This is a genomic window from Streptomyces sp. NPDC046716 (assembly GCF_040645755.1).
Taxonomy (GTDB): Bacteria; Actinomycetota; Actinomycetes; order Streptomycetales; family Streptomycetaceae; genus Streptomyces.
Map to the genome: position 1 here is coordinate 1 of NZ_JBEYYU010000083.1, position 18,064 is coordinate 18,064.

Below are 18,064 nucleotides of genomic sequence, written 5' to 3' on the forward strand. Positions count from 1 at the left end.
GCGCGGGCTGCCGAAGCTGCGGGTCGCGGGCGCGGAGAGCTTCGCGTACGCGGCGTGGGCCGACCAGTTCGCCCGCGCCCCTGAGGCATGCGCTGCGCGCAGCCTCCCCTGGGCGAGCGGAGCTCGTTTCAGGGGCGCGGGGAACTGCGCGACCAGCCCCCACCGGGCCGCGGGCTACGACGGTGTCAGTGCCCGGTCCACGAGGGACGTCCACTCGGAGATGACCCGGGCGCGACGGGCGGCGTCGTCTGTCAGGAGGTTGGCCAGGCCCAGGCCCCGGGCCATGTCGAGGAGGCCCTGGACGATCTCCCGCACCCCGGGGACCGACTCGTCGGCGTCGAGGAGTCCCACCGCGATGCGATGGGTCTCGCGGCCGACCCGGGCCTCCAGGTCCACGACACGGCCGCCGAGCTGCGGCTCGTTGGACGCGGCGACCCACAGATGCAGCGCGGCCCGGAACAGCGGCCCGGTATAGAGGTCGACCAGGGCCGCGACGGCCTCGGCCCGCCCCTGCGGACGCAGCCCGCGCAGGGCGGTGGACCGCTCCTCGGCGACGTACTCGACGGCCGCCGTGAACAGGTCCTCGCGGGTCGGGAAGTGGTGCTGGGCGGCGCCCCTGGACACCCCGGCGTGCTCGGCGACGACGGACACGGTGGAGCCGGACCAGCCGCGCTCGGCCAGGCATGCCACCGCCGACTCCAGGAGTTTGCGCCGCGTCGCGCGCGAGCGGTCCTGTTTGGGCGGGGTCACAACACCCATGCGGGGTCCCGTCGTTCGAGGAAGGCTGTCATCCCTTCCCGGGCCTGGTCGGAGGCGAACAGCCGCGCCGACAGCGCCGTCAGCGCCTCCGCGTCCCGGTCGAGGGCTTGAAGGACCTTAACCGTGAGCAGCTTCTTCGTCTCCGCCAGGGCGTCCGGCGCGGACCGCCGCAGCCCGTCCAGGACCGGTTCGAGCGCGGTGTCGGCGGAGTCGGCGGCCAGGGTCACCAGCCCGATGCGGGCCGCCTCCGCCGCGTCGAACCGCTCCCCCGTCAGGTAGTAGCGGGCGACCGCGCGCGGGTCCACTCGGGGCAGCAGCGGCATGGAGATGACGGCGGGCGCCACCCCGATGCGGACCTCCGTGAAGGCGAAGGAGGCGCGGGCCGAGGCCGCCGCGATGTCGCAGGCCCCGACGAGCCCGAGGCCGCCCGCCCGTACGTGGCCGTCGATCCGGGCCACCACCGGCTTGCCCAGGGCCACGATGGTCCGCAACAGACCGACCAGCGCGTCCGGGTCGGGCGGATCGCGCAGGTCGGCGCCCGCGCAGAAGGTGGTGCCGGTGTGGGTGAGGACGACGGCGCGTACGTCGTCGTCCGCGTCGGCCCGGCGCAGGGCCTCGGTGAGTTCGGCGACGAGGGCGGTCGACAGGGCGTTGCGGTTGGCGGGCGAGTCGAGGGTGAGGGTCGTGACGCCGCGGGTGCGGTCGTGGCGGACGAGATGCGCGGTGGCTGACGCTGACATGGTGTGGGGTTCCCTTCACCCTTCCCTGAGTTGGCGGCGCAGGATCTTGCCGGACGCGGCCCGGGGCACGTCGTCGATGAACGCGACCCGGCGGACCTTCTTGTACGGGGCGACGCGTCCGGCGACGTAGGAGAGCACGTCGTCCTCGGTGAGCGCCGGGTCGGAGCGGACGACGAAGGCCTTGGGGATCTCGTTGCCGTCGTCGTCGGTGACGCCGATGACGGCGGCGTCACCGATGCCGTCGTGGGTGAGGAGCAGGGCCTCCAGGTCGGCGGGTGCCACCTGGAAGCCCTTGTACTTGATGAGTTCCTTCACCCGGTCGACGACGAACAGCCAGCCGTCGGCGTCCACGGTCCCGACGTCTCCGGTGTGCAGCCAGCCGTCGCCGTCGATCATCTCGGCGGTCGCCTGGGGTCTGCCGAGGTAGCCCTTCATGACCTGCGGTCCGCGGACGACGACCTCGCCGGGTTCGCCGGTCGCGACGTCCCGGGCCGGGTCGTCGAGGGAGACGAGGCGCATCTCGGTGGCGGGGATCAGCTTGCCGACGGTTCCCGGCGGGGCGGTGTCCATGGCCGCCAGCGGGACGACGTGCGTGCCGGGCGACAGTTCCGTCATGCCGTAGGCCTGGCCGACCGGCGGCAGGCCGAGCCGGTCCGAGCAGGCCCGTGCCAGGTCGGCGTCGAGCGGGGCGGCGGCGCTGATGATGTAGCGCAGCGAGGACAGGTCGTAGCCCTCGACGGCCGGGTGCTTGGCGAGGGCGAGGACGATGGGCGGGGCCACGTACAGGCCGTTGATGCGGTGTTTCTCGATCGCCGCGAGGAAGGTGTCGAGGTCGAAGCGGGGCAGCACGACGACGGTGGCGCCCTGTCGCAGCGGGGCGTTCATCAGTGCGGTAAGGCCGTATATGTGGAAAAAGGGCAGCACTGCGAGGATGCGGTCGCCGGGGCCCATCGGCATCATCGGCGTGAGCTGGGCCAGGTTGGTGGCGATGTTGCGGTGGGTGAGCATGACGCCCTTGGGGCGCCCGGTGGTGCCGGAGGAGTACGGGAGCGCGGCGACGTCGTCGGCCGGGTCGACGGCGATACGGGGTTCGGGGGCGTCCGTGCCGAGCATGTCGAGGAGCGAGCGGTGGCCGGAGTCCCCCGCCGGGTCGCAGACGAAGATCTCCCTTATGCCGCCCGCGAGTTCGGCGGCCTGCCGGGCGGCCGCGGCGAACGGGGTGATGGTGACGATCCAGCTCGCCGCGCTGTCCCTGAGCTGCCCGGCGAACTCCTCCGGGGTGGCGAGCGGGTGCACGGTCGTCACGGAGGCGCCGGCGCGGGTGGCGCCGTAGAAGGCGACGGGATAGGCGATGGTGTTCGGGCTGTGCAGCGCGACGACGTCGCCCTTGCGCACCCCCGCCTCCGCGAGCCCGGCCGCCACCTTGCGGTGGAACTGGTCGACCTGCGCGTAGGTGAGGGTCGTGCCGGCCTCGCCGTCGACGAGGGCGGGGGTGTCGCCGCGGGCCGCGGCACCCCCGAGCACGACGTCGTGGATGGGTTCGTCGACGACGTCCACATCCGCGTACTCACTCCGGAACACCATGCCAACTCCTCGTCATTGAAGGTCAGTTGTGCTCAGCCGTGCTCGGTCGCGCTTCGGTGCTCAGTAGGACTTGGGGAGTCCGAGGGTCTGGTGGGACACGTAGTTGAGGATCATCTCCCGGCTGACCGGCGCGATGCGGGCCACGCGTGAGCCGGTGATGAGGGAGGCGAGGCCGAACTCGCGGGTCAGGCCGTTGCCGCCGAGGGTGTGCACGGACTGGTCGACGGCGCGCACGCATGCCTCGGCGGCGGCGTACTTGGCCATGTTGGCGGCCTCACCGGCGCCGATGTCGTCGCCCGCGTCGTACAGGGTGGCCGCCTTCTGCATCATCAGGCGGGCCAGTTCCAGTTCTATGTGGACCTGGGCGAGGGGGTGGGCGATGGCCTGGTGGGCGCCGATCGGGGACTTCCACACGGTGCGGTCGCGGGCGTACTCGACGGCGCGGCCCAGCGCGTAGCGGCCCATGCCGATCGCGAAGGCGGCCGTCATGATGCGCTCGGGGTTGAGCCCGGCGAACAGCTGGAGGAGGCCCGCGTCCTCGTCGCCGACGAGCGCGTCGGCGGGCAGCCGGACGTCGTCGAGGGTCAGCTCCCACTGCTTCTCGGGCGCCTGGAGCTCCATGTCGATCTGGCGGCGGCCGAAGCCCTCCGTGTCGCGGGGCACGATGAAGAGGCAGGGCTTGAGGTTTCCGGTACGGGCGTCGGAGGTGCGGCCGACGATGAGGGTGGCGTCGGCGATGTCGACGCCGGAGATGAACACCTTGCGGCCGCTCAGGACCCAGGAGCCGTCGTCGTCGCGGCGGGCCGTGGTGGTGATCCGGTGCGAGTTGGAACCGGCGTCGGGCTCGGTGATGCCGAACGCCATGGTGCGGCTGCCGTCGGCGAGCCCGGGCAGCCAGGCGCGCTTCTGCTCCTCGGTGCCGAACCGGGCGATGACGGTGCCGCAGATCGCGGGCGAGACCACCATCATCAGCAGCGGCGATCCGGCCGCCCCCAACTCCTCCAGGACGATGGAGAGTTCGCCGATTCCGCCGCCTCCGCCGCCGTACTCCTCGGGGAGGTTCACGCCGAGGTAGCCGAGCTTGGCGGCCTCGGCCCACAGCTCCTCGGGGTGGCCGCCGGCGCTGGTGATCCGGGTCATGTAGTCGCGGCCGTACCGCTTGCCGAGGGCGGCGACGGCGGCGCGCAGGGCGCGGTGCTCTTCGGTTTCGAGGACGGGAGCGTTCACGACTGTTCCTCCTGGACGACGGCGAGCAGGGCGCCCACCTCGACCTGCCGGCCGACGAGGGCGTGCAGGGCGGTGAGCGTGCCGGAGGCGGGAGCGGTGATGCGGTGCTCCATCTTCATGGCCTCCAGCCAGATCAGGGGCTGTCCGGCGGTGACGGCGGAGCCCTCGCCGAGTCCTTCGGCGACACGGACGACGGTGCCGGGCATGGGGGCGAGCAGGGAGCCGGGGGCGCGCTGCTCGCTGGGGTCGGTGAAGCGGGGCTGTGCGACGAGGGTGGCGCCGTTCACGTACACCCGGCCGTCGTCGTACGCGGCGACGTCGAACGTCCTGCGCACCCCGCCGATGTCGAGGACGACGCGGTGCGGTGCGGCGTGCAGGACGCGGACACCGGTGACGTCGTGCAGGGTGCCCGTGTCCGGGTCCGCCCCGCCGCGAGAGACGGCGACGGCTTCGAGCCCCCGGCGGCCGTGCTGGTACCGCACCTCGTAGGCGGTGTCGTGGGGGACGCTGCGGTAGCTCCTGCCGTGCGGCTGCGACGGCACGTTGCGGAAGCCGCCGAAGCGCGAGGGCGCGGTGGCCGCCTGGGCGAGGGCGGCGGCGAGCGGGGCGTACGGGTCCTCGTCGGGGGCGGTGAGCTCGTCGAGGTGCCGCTCGTAGAACCCGGTGTCCATGCGGGCTTCCGCGAACTCGGGGTGCCGCAGCGAGCGGACGAGCAGGTCGCGGTTGGTGACGGGGCCGTGCACGGCGGCCCGTTCCAGGGCCCCGGCCAGGGCGCGGACGGCGGCGGCGCGGGTGGGCGCGTGGGCGACGACCTTGGCGAGCATGGCGTCGTAGTGGACGCCGATGGTGTCGCCGCCGGTGTAACCGGTGTCGAGGCGGACGCCGGCGGGGACGGTGAGCCGGTGCAGGGAGCCGGTCTGCGGGGCGAATCCGGCGGCCGGGTCCTCGGCGTAGAGGCGGGCCTCGACGGCGTGCCCGCGCGGCGCGGGGGGTTCGGGATCCAGCGTCTCCCCCTCGGCGACCCGGAGCTGGAGCGCGACGAGGTCGAGGCCGAACACGGCCTCGGTGACGGGGTGTTCGACCTGGAGGCGGGTGTTCATCTCCAGGAAGTGCGCGGTGCCGTCCGCGACGAGGAATTCGACGGTTCCGGCGCCGACGTAGCCGGTGGCCCGCACGGCCCGCTCGGCCAGCTCATGGACGGCGGCCAGGGTGTCAGGGGCGAGACCGGGCGCGGGCGCCTCCTCGATCACCTTCTGGTGGCGGCGCTGGAGCGAGCAGTCCCGCGTGCCGAGCTGCCACACGGTGCCGTGCGTGTCGGCGAGGACCTGCACCTCGACGTGGCGTCCGCCCTCGACATACGGCTCGACGAAGACCTCTCCGTCCCCGAAGGCGGACAGCGCCTCGGCCTGCGCCGCCGCCAACTCCTCCTTCAGGTCGCCGAGATGGCGTACGACGCGCATGCCCCGCCCGCCACCCCCGGCGGCGGCCTTCACGAGGACCGGCAGATCGGCCGCCGTGACCTCGCCGAGCGGCTCGATGCCCATGAGCTGCTTGGCGCGCGTCTTGGACGCCATGGCCTCGATCGCCTCGGGCGGCGGTCCGATCCAGGTCAGCCCGGCGTCGGCGACGGCCCGCGCGAAGTCGGGGTTCTCGGACAGGAAGCCGTAGCCCGGGTGCACGGCGTCGGCGCCCGCGTCGAGGGCGGCCTTCACGACGAGGTCGGCGCGGAGGTAGGTGTCGGCGGGGGTGGCGCCCGGAAGGCGTACGGCGAGGTCGGCCTCGCGGACGTGCAGGGCGTCCGCGTCCGGGTCCGAGTGCACGGCGACCGTGCGGATGCCCAGGTCACGGCAGGTGCGGAAGACGCGGCAGGCGATCTCGCCGCGGTTGGCCACAAGGACGTTCGTGATCACTTTCAACCCTCACATCCGGAAGACGCCGAAGCCGCCGCGGGCGCCCTCGTACGGTGCGGTGTGGATCGCGGACAGGCAGATCCCGAGGACGGTGCGGGTGTCGCGCGGGTCGATGACCCCGTCGTCGTAGAGCCGTCCGGACAGGAACATCGGCAGGGACTCGGTCTCGATCTGCTGCTCGACCATGGCGCGCAGTCCGGCGTCGGCGTCCTCGTCGTACGGGAGTCCCTTCGCGGCGGCGGACTGCCGGGCGACGATCGACAGGACGCCCGCGAGCTGCTGCGGCCCCATGACGGCGGACTTGGCGCTGGGCCAGGCGAACAGGAAGCGGGGGTCGTAGGCGCGCCCGCACATGCCGTAGTGCCCGGCGCCGTACGAGGCGCCCATCAGGACCGACAGGTGCGGGACGCGGGAGTTGGAGACCGCGTTGATCATCATCGAGCCGTGCTTGATGATGCCGCCCTGTTCGTACTCCTTGCCGACCATGTAGCCGGTGGTGTTGTGCAGGAAGAGCAGCGGGATGTCGCGCTGGTTGGCGAGCTGGATGAACTGGGCGGCCTTCTGCGACTCCTCGCTGAACAGCACGCCCTGCGCGTTGGCGAGGATGCCCACGGGATAGCCGTGCAGGGAGGCCCAGCCGGTGACGAGGGAGGCCCCGTACAGCGGCTTGAACTCGTCGAAGTCGGAGCCGTCGACGATGCGGGCGACGACCTCGCGCGGGTCGAACGGCACCTTCAGGTCCTCGGGCACGATCCCGAGCAGTTCCTCGGGGTCGTACTTGGGCGGCTCCACAGGCTGTGGACCCACCGGATCCGCGTACGCCTTGCGGTGGTTGAGGCGGGCGACGACGCGGCGGGCCTGCCGAATCGCGTCCTGCTCGTCGTGGGCGAAGTAGTCGGCGAGGCCCGAGGTGCGGGCGTGCATCTCGGCGCCGCCGAGCGACTCGTCGTCGCTCTCCTCGCCGGTCGCCATCTTGACCAGCGGCGGCCCGCCGAGGAAGACCTTCGCCTTCTCCTTCACCATGATGACGTGGTCGGACATGCCGGGGATGTACGCGCCGCCGGCCGTCGAGTTGCCGAAGACGACGGCGACGGTCGGAATCCCGGCCGCGGACAGCCGCGTGATGTCGCGGAAGATGCCGCCGCCCGGGATGAAGATCTCCTTCTGCGACGGCAGATCGGCGCCGCCGGACTCGACGAGGGAGATGCACGGCAGCCGGTTGGCGTACGCGATCTCGTTCGCGCGCAGGGCCTTCTTCAGCGACCAGGGGTTGCTGGCGCCGCCGCGCACGGTCGGGTCGTTGGCCGTGATCAGGCACTCGACGCCCTCGACGACGCCGATGCCGGTGACGAGCGAGGCGCCCACCGTGTAGTCGCTGCCCCAGGCGGCGAGCGGCGACAGCTCCAGGAACGGGGTGTCCGGGTCGAGGAGCAGCTCGATGCGTTCCCGGGCGAGCAGCTTGCCGCGCCCCCGGTGCCGCTGCACGTACTTCTCGCCTCCCCCGTTCAGCGCCTTGGCGTGTTCGCCGTCGAGCGCGGTGAGCTTGTCGAGGAGGGCGGCGCGGTGCGCGGCGTAGTCGTCGGACCGGGTGTCCAGGGCGCTGGCCAGGACGGTCACAGGAGTGCCTCCGGAATGTCGAGGTGGCGGGAGCGCAGCCATTCGCCGAGGCCCTTGGCCTGCGGGTCGAAGCGGGCCTGCGCGGCGACGCCCTCGCCGAGGATCCCCTCGACGGTGAAGTTCAGGGCGCGGAGGTTCGGCAGGACGTGCCGGGTGACGGTCAACCCGGCCGTCTCCGGCAGGAGTTCGCGCAGCCGCTCCACGGTGAGGGTGTGCGCGAGCCAACGCCATCCCTCGTCGGAGCGGGCCCATACGCCGATGTTGGCGTCGCCGCCCTTGTCGCCGCTGCGGGCCCCGGCGACGAGGCCGAGAGGGGCGCGGCGCGTGGGGCCTGCGGGCGGGGCGTCGGGCAGACCGGGCTCGTCGACGGGCGCGAGGGGCTGCGCGGGCCCGTCGTAGGGAGGCAGGGCGAGGCGTTGGCCGTCGGGCAGCACGGCGATGTGCGGGACGTCCCCGCGCTCGACGTACGCGGCCTCGAAGACGCCGTAGGGGGCTCCCTTGCCGGGCGGCGCGGTGACGTGGAACCCGGGGTACGAGCCGAGGGCCAGCTCGACGGCGGCGCCGCTCAGGGCCCGGCCGACCGCGTTCTGGTCCTGGTCCCGCACGACGAGCCGCAGCAGGGCGCTGGCGGTCTCCTCGGTACCGGCGTCCGGCCGGTCGGTCCGGGCGAGCTCCCAGCGCACGTGCGCGGGGCGGGACGTGGCCCGGTCGAAGGCGTCGTCCATCTGCTGCCGTACGAGGTCGGCCTTGGCGTCGATGTCGAGTCCCGTCAGCACGAAGACGACCTCGTTGCGGAACCCGCCGAGCCGGTTGAGCCCGACCTTGAGGGTGGGCGGCGGCGCCTCGCCGCGCACACCGTGCACGCGGACCCGGTCGGGGCCCTGCTGCTCCAGGCGGACGGTGTCGAGCCGCACGGTGACGTCGGGTCCGGCGTACCGGGCGCCCCCGGTCTCGTACAGGAGCTGGGCGGTGACGGTGCCGAGGTCGACGAGGCCGCCGGTGCCGGGATGCTTGGTGATGACGGCGGACCCGTCCTCGTGGATCTCGGCGAGCGGGAAACCGGGCCGCGCGAACGTGCCGGGGTCGTGCGCGGTGAAGTGCGCGTAGTTGCCGCCGGTGGCCTGGGTGCCGCACTCCAGGATGTGCCCGGCGACGACGGCTCCGGCGAGCCGGTCGTACGCGTCCTGCCCCTCGCGGGCCCAGCCGAAGTGCCAGGCGGCGGGCCCGCTGACCAGGGCGGCGTCGGTGACGCGGCCGGTGACGACGATGTCGGCGCCCGCCCCGAGGGCGGCGGTGATGCCGGCGCCGCCCAGGTAGGCGTTGGCGGTGAGGGCGCCCGGGAAGCGGCCGGTGGCCAGCAGGTCGTCGCCCTCGACGTGGGCGACGGCGACGGACAGACCGAGCCGGTCGGCCAACTCCCGCACGGAGTCGGCGAGTCCCGCCGGGTTGAGCCCTCCGGCGTTGGCGACGATCTTCACGCCGCGCTCGACGGCGAGGCCCAGGCACTCCTCCAACTGCCGCAGAAAGGTACGGGCGTAGCCGCGCCCGGGGTCCTTCAGGCGGTCGCGGCCGAGGATGAGCATGGTCAGCTCGGCGAGATAGTCGCCGGTCAGGACGTCGAGCGGGCCGCCGGTCAGCATCTCGCGCATCGCGTCGAACCGGTCGCCGTAGAACCCGGAGGCGTTGGCTGTCCGCAGCGGGCGTATCGCGCTCATGCGCGGGTCCCCTTCGCCGCGCGGCCCGGCCCCGGCGGACCGGCGAAGGCCTGCGCGACGCCGAGCCAGCGGTCGGCGTCGGGGCCCTCGGCGCGGACGTCGACGTCGTCGCGGTGGGCGCGCTGGGTGACGAGGAGGCAGAAGTCGAGCGCGTCGCCGGTGACGCGCTGGGCGGCGCCCTCCGGGCCGAGCGCCCACAACGCGCCGCTGGGCAGGATGAGTTCGACGCGGAACTCCTCGCCCGGTGCATCCATCCCCCGCACCCCGAAGGCGAAGTCCCGGGCCCGTACGCCGATCCGGGCGATGTGCCGCAGCCGGTCGGTGGGCTCGCGGGCGACACCGAGCGCGTCGGCGACGTCCTGGCCGTGGGCCCAGGTCTCCATGAGCCGTCCGGTGGCCATGGACGCGGCCGACATGGGCGGCCCGTACCAGGGGAACTTCCGCTTCTCGGCGGCGACGGCGCGCAGCACCTCGTCCACCCGGGTCCGTCCCTCGCGCCAGCGGGCGAGCAGCTCGTCCGGCGACAGGGCGGCGCCCTCGTCGGCCCCGTCGTCGACGAACGACTCGGGTGCCGCGAGGGCCTTCTCGACCTCTCCGGCGAACGCGTCCGGGTCGGTCATGGCGAGCAGCGCCGCGCGGTCGGTCCAGGCGAGGTGGGCGATCTGGTGGGCGACGGTCCAGCGCGGCGCGGGGGTCGCGGCCCGCCATCCGTCCGGTCCCGACCCGGCGACCAGTCGGTCGAGTTCCGTGCTCTCGTCGCGCAGGTCGTCGAAGACGGACGACGGCGACGGTGACGGTGACGGCTGATCGGACACGTGCGCTCCCCTCGGGGCAGGGCGATGTGCGGCGGCGTGCCTGGAGCATGGCAGCGGTCCGAGAAACAATCAAGCGTGCTTGCATGAAAAAAGGTCGCGGGGAAGCCGGTGGTGCCCGCGGTGGTTCTCGTCAGTGCGCCGGACCGGCGTCGAAGTCACGCCGCGCCCGCTCCACCCGGTCCAGATGGACGGCGCCCCACTCGGCGAGGCGGGCGAACAACGGGGCGAGGCTGCCGCCGAGTTCGGTGATCTCGTACTCGACGCGGGGCGGCACCTCGGGGTGGTAGGTGCGCAGCACCAGCCCGTCGCGCTCCATCTGGCGCAGCCGCTGCGTGAGCACCTTCGGGCTGACCGTGCCGATGCGCCGCTGCAGTTCGACGAAGCGCTGCCGTCCGAAGGTGTGCAGGGACCACAGGATCGGGGTGGTCCACCGGCTGAACACCAGGTCGACGACGGGAGAGACGGGGCAGGCGACCTCGGCGGGAAGCCCCGGTCCGGGCGGCAGCGGCATGTTCCGCACGGCACCCTCGCCCCGGCTTCGGACCTCACCCTCGGACATCCGCATCCCCCCAGGTCAGCCACTTACCCCTAGGTACCTACTGTACCCGCGCTGCTAGCTTCGACGAGTCGCGGCAAGGCGCCTGCCGCGACGCTTGCCCCCCTCTCAATTCACTTGTCTATATACGGAGTTGAACATGCTCTCGATCACGGTCACCGGCGCCACCGGCAACGTGGGACAGCCTCTGCTGCAAGCGCTGGCCGCGTCCGGCCGGGCCCGGGTGACGGCGGTGTCCCGCCGGGAGCCGGCGGCCCCGCTGCCGGAGGGGACCGGTCACCGCGCCGCCGACCTGACCCGCCCGGAGACGCTGGGCCCCGCCTTCGACGGCGCCGAGGCGCTGTTTCTGCACGACTCGGGCGCCGACGCGCACCGGATCGGCCCGCACGACATCGTCGGCGCGGCGAAGGCGGGCGGTGTCCGCCGGATCGTCCTGCTCTCCTCACAGGGGGTGGAGACCCGCCCCGACTCCGCCTCGCACGGCGGGGTGGCGCGGGCGCTGGAGGACGCCGTGCGCGGCGCGGGCCTGGACTGGACGGTGCTGCGGCCCGGCGGCTTCGCCTCCAACGCCTGGGCGTGGGCCGAGTCCGTGCGCCTGCGCCGCACGGTGGCGGCGCCGTTCGGCGATGTGGGCCTGCCGGTGATCGACCCGGCGGACATCGCCGAGGTGGCGGCGGCCGCGCTCCTCTCCGAGGCGCACGCGGGCCGTACCTACGTCCTGACCGGCCCGGCCCCGACCACGCCCCGGGAACGGGCGGCGGCCATCGGGGCCGCGCTCGGGGAACCCGTCCGGTTCGTCGAACAGACCCGGGCCGAGGCCCGCGCCGAGATGCTGGCGTTCCTGCCGGAACCGGTGGTGGAGACGACCCTGGACATCCTGGGCGCCCCGAACGCGGCCGAGCAGCGGGTCGGCCCCGACGTGGAGCGGGTGCTCGGGCGGCCGGCCCGTACGTTCGCGCAGTGGGCGGAGCGCAACGCGGCGGCCTTCCGCTGAACGCGGCGGCCTTCCGCTGACGGGCCGCCGGGCTCTAGGGCCTGTCTTCACACTCCCCTCGTCGCCCGGAGGGCGGCCCCGCGGCGTCTGGTGCGTGCTCTCGTCGTGCCGGGTGCAAGGCCTCGTACTGGACGTACTCGGCCTTGCGCCCGGTGCGGCGAAGGGGGCACCTCCCGCACGAGCCGTGCGAAGCCGGTTCGAGTGTGGGGGAACGTGCCAGGCGTCGCGGGGCAGAGGGGAGTGTGAAGACAGGCCCTAGTCCCGCCCCTCCGCCGTGCACACGCACACGCGGTTGCCCTCGGGGTCGGCGAGGACGGTGCAGGAGGCGTCGTAGCGGACGACGAGTTCGCCGCCGGCCGCGAGGGCGGCCCGGATGCGGGGTTCGGCCTCCTCGGGTGCGAGCCAGAGGTCGGGGTGCCAGCGCTGGCGCGGTGCTTCGTGGGCGTCCGTGCGCTGGAACCACACGTTGGGGACGCGCTGGGCGGGGTCCATGACGTCGCCGTGGACCACGTGGTCCGGGGAGCCGGTGAGCAGCGCGGACCAGAACGGCCCGACACGGTCGAAGTCGGTGGCGTCGAGGCCGAGTTCGAGCTGGGTGATGTCGCCGGGGACGGCGGGCAGCCCGCGCCGGGCCGCCAGTTCGCTCACGGTGCGGGCGAGGTCCAGATCGGCCGTGGTGACCCAGCGGCCGCCGTCCGCGTCGACCGTGCAGAGCGCCACCTCGGCGAACCCGGGCCCGAGCCTCAGCTCCGGCTCCCGCCCGGCGCCCCGCGCGGCCTCGGCGACCGCGGCCACGAAGGCGGCGCCCTCCTCGATGCCGGGGACGCGGTACCGGGCGACGATCGGCTGCGCCATGCGCCGCCAGTCCCCCAGCCCGTCGGCGAGGGCGGCCAGGATCTCGGGGTTTCTGAGCTTGTCCGGCTGGTCCATGGGGCGATCCTGCCGGACCGCCCGCCCCGGCGGGAGCGGGTTCAGCGCTTCTTCTTGCGGCCCACCTGGGTGCGCACCGCTCCCATGCTCGCCACGATGACGAAGGTGATCGCCGCCGCCTCCAGCCAGGACAGGGCCTGGCTCAGGACGAGGAACCCGGCGAGGGCCGCGATGGCCGGCTCCAGGCTCATCATCACCGCGAACGTGGACGCGGGCAGGCGGCGCAGGGCGATCAGTTCCAGGGTGTAGGGCAGCACCGAGGACATGACCGCGACGGCCGAGCCGAGCGCGATCGTCGTCGGGTCGAAGAGCTTCGGGCCGGCCGTCGCGAGACCGAGGGGAAGGCAGAGCACGGCCGCCACCGTCATCGCGAGGGCGAGACCGTCGGCCTGCGGGAAGCGGCGGCCCGTGCGGGCGCTGAAGACGATGTACGTGGCCCAGGCGCCGCCCGCCGCGACGGCGAAGGCGACACCGACCGGGTCGAGCCCGCCGAGGCCGTCGCCCGCGCCGCCCAGCAGGAAGACGCCGACGAGCGCGCAGCCCGCCCAGAGCAGATTGATCGCGCGGCGCGAGGCGATGACCGAGAGCGCCAGCGGGCCCAGCACCTCGAAGGTGACCGCGAGGCCGAGGGGGATGCGGGCCGCGGCCTGGTAGAAGAGCAGGTTCATGCCGCCCATGGCGATGCCGAACGCGATCACCGTGCCCCAGTCGGCGCGCGAGTGACCGCGCAGCCTCGGGCGGCAGACGACCAGCAGGATCACCGCGGCCACCACGAGCCTCAGAGTGACCACACCCACCGCGCCCGCGCGCGGCATCAGGCTCACCGCGACCGCGCCGCCGAACTGCACCGAGACGCATCCGGCCAGGACCAGGCCGACCGGGCCCAGGGCTTCCCAGCGGGACGCCGGGGCGGTGCCCGCGCTCTCCGGCCGGACGAGCGCGGCTTCCGGTGCGGGCGCCTGGGCCTGTTCGGTGCGCGAGCCGTTCACGGGCCTCGTTCCTCTTCTCTCGTGTCGGGTCCACCGTCGTGCAGTGCAATATTTTCGACTTGCCCGTTTACGGTACTGCACTCTCCGTCGACCGTGAACCTCCACGCTAGAACCGCCCGGCACGCCGCGTGAAATGCCTTCTGCGCTCCCGTTATGCTCCGCCGACATGACCCGGGATCCGAGCCAGTCCCTTGAGCTGCGCCACCTGCGCTGTTTCCTCGCCGTCGCCGACGAGGGCGGCATCACGCGTGCCGCGGCCCGCCTCGGCATCACCCAGCCCGCCGTCTCGCGCACCCTCGCCGCGCTGGAGGCCTCGCTCGGTGTGCGGCTCGTCGACCGCTCCACCCATCATGTGGAGCTGACCGCCGAGGGGCGGGCGTTCCGTGCGCGGGCGGCGGCCGCCGTCGACGCGTTCAAGGACGCGGTCGCCGTGGCCCGGGCCCCGCGGCGGCCGCTGCGGCTCGGGCACGCCTGGTCGGCGGCGGGCGCCTATACGACCCCGCTGCTGCGGCGCTGGCGGCGGGAGCATCCCGATGTGCCGCTGGAGCTGCTGCGCATCGACGACCGTACGGCCGGGCTGACCCGGGACGCCGGGAGCCGGGTCGACGTGGCGCTGCTGCGGGGGCCGGTCGACTCGGCGGAACTCGTGACCACGCTGCTGCACCGGGAGGCCCGGGTGGCGGCGCTCCCCTCCGACAGTCCCCTCGCGCGCCGCTCCGCACTGGTGCTGGCCGATCTCCGCGATCAGGTCATCGCCCTGAACACGGTGTCCGGGACCACCACGCTCGGGTTGTGGCCGGCCGATGCGCGGCCCGGGCGGACGCTCACCGTCGCCAACACGGACGACTGGCTCGCGGCGATCGCCGCCGATCGGGGGGTGGGCGTCACGTCGACGGCGACGGTCGCCCTGCATCCTCATCCCGGGGTGGTCTACGTGCCGCTCACCGACGCGCCGCCCCTCCAGGTCCTCCTGGCCCACCGCCGGGGCCCGGGCCACCCGTCGATCCCCGACCTCATCGCCCTCGCCCTGAAAGTGACAGCCGACTGACCGACTGCGGGCCGGTGGGGGCTGGTCGCGCAGTTCCCCGCGCCCCTGAGGCGTGCGCTGCGCGCAGCCTCCCCTTGAGGCCGCGCGTCAGCGCGCCTCTCCTGATGAGATGGCGCACGAAGTGCGCATCTCAGGGGCGCGGGGAACTGCGCGAGAAGCGGCCACCGGCCCGCGGAAGACGACGCTCCCAGGGGCGCGGGGAACTGCGCAACCAGCCGCCCACGCGTCCGCGGACGAACGGCGGTCGGTCAGGGCAGGGCCTCGGCCAGGACCTCCGCCAGGTGCCGGCCCGGCCGCGCCCCGAGTTGGTCCAGCTGGGTCCGGCACGAGAAGCCGTCGGCCAGAACCACATCACCCGGCCCCGCCCCCCGCACCGAAGGAAGCAGCCGTTCCTCGGCGCAGGACACCGACACCTCGTAGTGCCCCGCCTCGAACCCGAAGTTCCCGGCCAGGCCGCAGCAGCCACCGCTCAACTCCCCGACGAGACCGGCCCGCTCACGGAGCCTGCGATCCGCCGCGTCGCCGAGCACCGCGTGCTGGTGGCAGTGCGTCTGCCCGACGGCGGCCCGGTCGACGCGCGGCGGGTCCCAGTCGGGGGCCAGCCGTTCCAGCGCCTCGGCGAAGGTGAGCACCCGCTCTGCGAGCAGCCGCGCCCGCGGATCGTCGGGAAGGAGTTCGGGCAGGTCCGAGCGGAGCGCCGCCGCGCAGGACGGCTCCAGGACGACGACGGGCACGCCGGCGTCGAGGACCGGCTCCATCACCGCCACCGTCCGCCTCAGCACCGCCCGGGCCCGGTCGAGCTGACCGGTGGAGACATAGGTGAGGCCGCAGCAGACCCGCCCCCGGGCCCGTGGCACCGGCAGCGGGACGACCCCGGCCGCCTCCAGGACCCGTACCGCCGCATGCCCCACCTGCGGGGACAGGTGCTCGGTGAAGGTGTCCGGCCACAGCGCCGCCCGCGGCCCGTCACCGCCCCGCCGCCCACCGTCCCGCCACCCGGCGCTGAACGTCGTCCGCGCCACCCGCGGGATCCCCCGCTCCGGCGCGATGCCGCCGACCCGCTTGCCGAGCGCGGCCAACGGCCCGACGGAAGCGAGGGAGTTGACGAGCCCCGCCGTGCGCGTCGCCGCCACCAGCCGCAGCCAGCGCGGCAGCCGGCCCATGGAGTAGTGCGCGGCGGGCCGGCGCCGGCCCGCGTAGTGGTGGTGCAGGAACTCCGCCTTGTACGTGGCCATGTCGACGCCCACCGGACAGTCGCTCTTGCAGCCCTTGCAGGACAGGCAGAGGTCGAGGGCGTCGCGCACCTCCTCCGACCGCCAGCCGTCGGTGACGACCTCCCCGGCGAGCATCTCGTGCAGCAGCCGCGCCCGGCCGCGCGTGGAGTGCGTCTCGTCGCCGCCGGTGGCCCGGAAGGACGGACACATCACCCCGTCACCCGAACCAGCTTCCTGCACCCGGCACTTGGCGACGCCGACGCAGCGGCGGACCGCCGCCGAGAAGTCGCCGCCGTCGTGCGGATAGCCGAAGACGACGTCGACGGGTTCGCGCGGCAGCGGGGCGAAGCGCAGGTTCTCGTCGAGGCGGGCGGGCCGCACCAGCGTCCCGGGGTTGAGGAGGTCCGCCGGATCCCAGACCCCCTTGATCCGCTCGAAGAGGCCGACGAGTTCGGTCCCGTACATCTTCGGCAGGAGCTCCGCCCGCGCCTGTCCGTCGCCGTGCTCCCCGGACAGCGAGCCGCCGTGCGCGACGACGAGGTCGGCCAGGTCCTCGGAGAACCGCCGGAACCGGGCCACTCCGGGCTCCGTCAGCAGATCGAAGTCGATGCGCACGTGGATGCAGCCGTCGCCGAAGTGCCCGTACGGGGTCCCGCGCAGCCCGTGCTCGCCGAGCAGGCTCCTGAAGTCCCGCAGATACGCGCCGAGTCGTGCGGGCGGCACCGCGCAGTCCTCCCAGCCGGGCCAGGCCTCGCTGCCGTCGGGCATCCGGGTTGCGGTGCCGGAGGCGTCCTCCCGGATCCGCCACAGCGTCCGCTGCCCGGCCGGGTCGGCGACCACCAGCGCGTCCAGCACGGCCGAGCCGTCCGCCGCCCGCACGATCCGCTCGGCGGCGGCCCGCGCCTCGGCGGTCGTCGCCCCGCCGGTCTCCACGAACAGCCAGGCGCCGCCCCTGGGCAGCCCCGAGCCGGCCGGGACGAGGTCGGCGGCCATCCCCTCGACGGTCAGCGGCCCGTGCGGCAGCAGGCCCGCCGCCGCCTCGGCCGCCGCGCTCTCGTCCGCGTACCCGAGGACGGCGAGGGCCTTCGCGGGCGGCGCCTCGACGAGCCGCACCGTCGCCTCCGTGACCAGACCGAGGGTGCCCTCGGTGCCGCAGAAGGAGCGGGCGAGATCGGTGCCGTGCTCGGGGAGCAGGGCGTCCGCCGCGTAGCCGGAGATGCGGCGCGGCAGTCCCGCGTACGGGGCGAAGCCGGTGCGGATCGTCGCCAACTCCGCCTCCACCAGGGCGCGCAGGCCGTCCGGGGCACCCTGCCAGCCCTGCCCGAGCCGGTGGGCCGCGCCGTCGGAGGTGAGCACGTCGAGCGCGGCCACGCTGTCGGCGGTCGTCCCCCAGGCCACCGAGTGCGAGCCGCACGAGTTGTTGCCGATCATGCCGCCGAGGGTGCAGCGGCTGTGCGTGGAGGGGTCGGGGCCGAACCGCAGGCCGTGCGGGGCGGCCGCCGCCTGGAGCCGGTCGAGCACGAGCCCGGGCTGCACGACGGCCGTGCGCGCCTCGGGGTCGAGGGCGACGAGGCCGTTCATGTGGCGGGTGAAGTCGACGACGAGACCGGTGCCGGTCGCCTGGCCCGCGATGGAGGTGCCGCCGCCGCGCCCCACGACCGGCACCCCGTACCGCCGGCACACGTCGAGGGCGGCGGCCACGTCGTCGCCGTCCCGCGGGGTCAGCACCCCGAGCGGCACCCGGCGGTAGTTGGACGCGTCCATCGTGTTCAGGGCCCGCGCGGTGACGGAGAAGTCGACCCCGCCGCGCACGGACGTCCGCAGGTCCCGTTCCAGGCCGTCCAGATCATCCATACCGTCCAGGATGCAGCCCCACAGGGCCTCTGACGCCACAGGTCGATGCCCATTTTTTCACGATCCGGACCAGAACATTCCCAAACCGATCATCAACTCTCCTATAGTGACC

At 73.8% G+C, this 18,064-nt stretch carries 14 protein-coding genes; 2 read left to right on the plus strand and 12 right to left on the minus strand.

Features of this window, described 5'->3' with window-relative positions:
- Positions 1 to 174: 174 nt before the first annotated feature.
- The 9 genes from ABZ930_RS37520 to ABZ930_RS37560 form a co-directional block, all read right to left on the minus strand.
- Positions 175 to 759 carry a TetR/AcrR family transcriptional regulator gene (locus ABZ930_RS37520; protein WP_361558665.1) on the minus strand — a complete coding sequence of 195 codons (585 nt, stop codon included), beginning with the start codon at positions 757 to 759 and terminating at the stop codon, positions 175 to 177.
- Complete coding sequence (locus ABZ930_RS37525) at positions 747 to 1,499, minus strand: enoyl-CoA hydratase family protein (protein ID WP_361558667.1); 753 nt, start codon at positions 1,497 to 1,499, stop codon at positions 747 to 749. The genes ABZ930_RS37520 and ABZ930_RS37525 overlap by 13 nt, the downstream gene beginning before the upstream one ends.
- A 15-nt stretch (positions 1,500 to 1,514) precedes the next feature.
- Positions 1,515 to 3,080 carry a 4-coumarate--CoA ligase family protein gene (locus ABZ930_RS37530; RefSeq protein WP_361558736.1) on the minus strand — a complete coding sequence of 522 codons (1,566 nt, stop codon included), beginning with the start codon at positions 3,078 to 3,080 and terminating at the stop codon, positions 1,515 to 1,517.
- Positions 3,081 to 3,143: 63 nt separating this feature from the next.
- Positions 3,144 to 4,310: an acyl-CoA dehydrogenase family protein gene (locus tag ABZ930_RS37535; protein ID WP_361558670.1), complete on the minus strand. Its 1,167-nt coding sequence runs from the start codon at positions 4,308 to 4,310 to the stop codon at positions 3,144 to 3,146.
- Positions 4,307 to 6,220 carry a biotin carboxylase N-terminal domain-containing protein gene (locus tag ABZ930_RS37540; protein WP_361558673.1) on the minus strand — a complete coding sequence of 638 codons (1,914 nt, stop codon included), beginning with the start codon at positions 6,218 to 6,220 and terminating at the stop codon, positions 4,307 to 4,309. Before ABZ930_RS37540 ends, ABZ930_RS37535 begins: the two co-directional genes overlap by 4 nt.
- A gap of 9 nt (positions 6,221 to 6,229) precedes the next feature.
- Positions 6,230 to 7,837 carry a carboxyl transferase domain-containing protein gene (locus tag ABZ930_RS37545; RefSeq protein WP_361558676.1) on the minus strand — a complete coding sequence of 536 codons (1,608 nt, stop codon included), beginning with the start codon at positions 7,835 to 7,837 and terminating at the stop codon, positions 6,230 to 6,232.
- The gene (locus ABZ930_RS37550; protein ID WP_361558679.1) at positions 7,834 to 9,552 is read right to left on the minus strand and encodes an acyclic terpene utilization AtuA family protein; all 1,719 of its coding nucleotides are present in this window, start codon (positions 9,550 to 9,552) and stop codon (positions 7,834 to 7,836) included. The genes ABZ930_RS37545 and ABZ930_RS37550 overlap by 4 nt, the downstream gene beginning before the upstream one ends.
- Positions 9,549 to 10,367 (minus strand): TIGR03084 family metal-binding protein, encoded by an 819-nt coding sequence (locus tag ABZ930_RS37555; protein WP_361558682.1) that lies wholly within the window; start codon positions 10,365 to 10,367, stop codon positions 9,549 to 9,551. Before ABZ930_RS37555 ends, ABZ930_RS37550 begins: the two co-directional genes overlap by 4 nt.
- A gap of 130 nt (positions 10,368 to 10,497) precedes the next feature.
- Positions 10,498 to 10,878, minus strand: a complete 381-nt coding sequence (locus ABZ930_RS37560) for a helix-turn-helix domain-containing protein (protein WP_361558684.1) — start codon at positions 10,876 to 10,878, stop codon at positions 10,498 to 10,500.
- A gap of 184 nt (positions 10,879 to 11,062) precedes the next feature.
- Between ABZ930_RS37560 and ABZ930_RS37565 the strand changes: the two genes are divergently transcribed.
- The gene (locus ABZ930_RS37565; RefSeq protein WP_361558687.1) at positions 11,063 to 11,917 is read left to right on the plus strand and encodes an NAD(P)H-binding protein; all 855 of its coding nucleotides are present in this window, start codon (positions 11,063 to 11,065) and stop codon (positions 11,915 to 11,917) included.
- A gap of 255 nt (positions 11,918 to 12,172) precedes the next feature.
- Here the strand turns inward: ABZ930_RS37565 and ABZ930_RS37570 are convergent, their stop codons facing one another.
- Both ABZ930_RS37570 and ABZ930_RS37575 read right to left on the minus strand, forming a co-directional pair.
- Positions 12,173 to 12,847, minus strand: coding sequence for a VOC family protein (locus tag ABZ930_RS37570; protein WP_361558690.1), 675 nt, complete (start codon positions 12,845 to 12,847; stop codon positions 12,173 to 12,175).
- A 41-nt stretch (positions 12,848 to 12,888) separates the two neighbouring features.
- Positions 12,889 to 13,836, minus strand: coding sequence for an EamA family transporter (locus tag ABZ930_RS37575; protein ID WP_361558693.1), 948 nt, complete (start codon positions 13,834 to 13,836; stop codon positions 12,889 to 12,891).
- 166 nt (positions 13,837 to 14,002) lie between these two features.
- On the opposite strand from ABZ930_RS37575, the gene ABZ930_RS37580 reads away from it, so the two are divergent.
- Positions 14,003 to 14,884, plus strand: a complete 882-nt coding sequence (locus ABZ930_RS37580) for a LysR family transcriptional regulator (RefSeq protein WP_361558696.1) — start codon at positions 14,003 to 14,005, stop codon at positions 14,882 to 14,884.
- Between the two features lie 248 nt (positions 14,885 to 15,132).
- On the opposite strand, the gene ABZ930_RS37585 is transcribed toward ABZ930_RS37580, so the two are convergent.
- Complete coding sequence (locus tag ABZ930_RS37585) at positions 15,133 to 17,943, minus strand: FAD-binding and (Fe-S)-binding domain-containing protein (protein WP_361558739.1); 2,811 nt, start codon at positions 17,941 to 17,943, stop codon at positions 15,133 to 15,135.
- Positions 17,944 to 18,064: the final 121 nt, after the last annotated feature.

What these genes read in the sequence shown, in the direction of transcription:
- ABZ930_RS37520 (WP_361558665.1), bottom strand. Translation starts at nt 759, where the DNA reads ATGGGTGTTGTGACCCCGCCCAAACAGGACCGCTCGCGCGCGACGCGG.
- ABZ930_RS37525 (WP_361558667.1), bottom strand. Translation starts at nt 1,499, where the DNA reads ATGTCAGCGTCAGCCACCGCGCATCTCGTCCGCCACGACCGCACCCGC.
- ABZ930_RS37550 (WP_361558679.1), bottom strand. Translation starts at nt 9,552, where the DNA reads ATGAGCGCGATACGCCCGCTGCGGACAGCCAACGCCTCCGGGTTCTAC.
- ABZ930_RS37560 (WP_361558684.1), bottom strand. Translation starts at nt 10,878, where the DNA reads ATGCCGCTGCCGCCCGGACCGGGGCTTCCCGCCGAGGTCGCCTGCCCC.
- ABZ930_RS37565 (WP_361558687.1), top strand. Translation starts at nt 11,063, where the DNA reads ATGCTCTCGATCACGGTCACCGGCGCCACCGGCAACGTGGGACAGCCT.
- ABZ930_RS37570 (WP_361558690.1), bottom strand. Translation starts at nt 12,847, where the DNA reads ATGGACCAGCCGGACAAGCTCAGAAACCCCGAGATCCTGGCCGCCCTC.
- ABZ930_RS37580 (WP_361558696.1), top strand. Translation starts at nt 14,003, where the DNA reads ATGACCCGGGATCCGAGCCAGTCCCTTGAGCTGCGCCACCTGCGCTGT.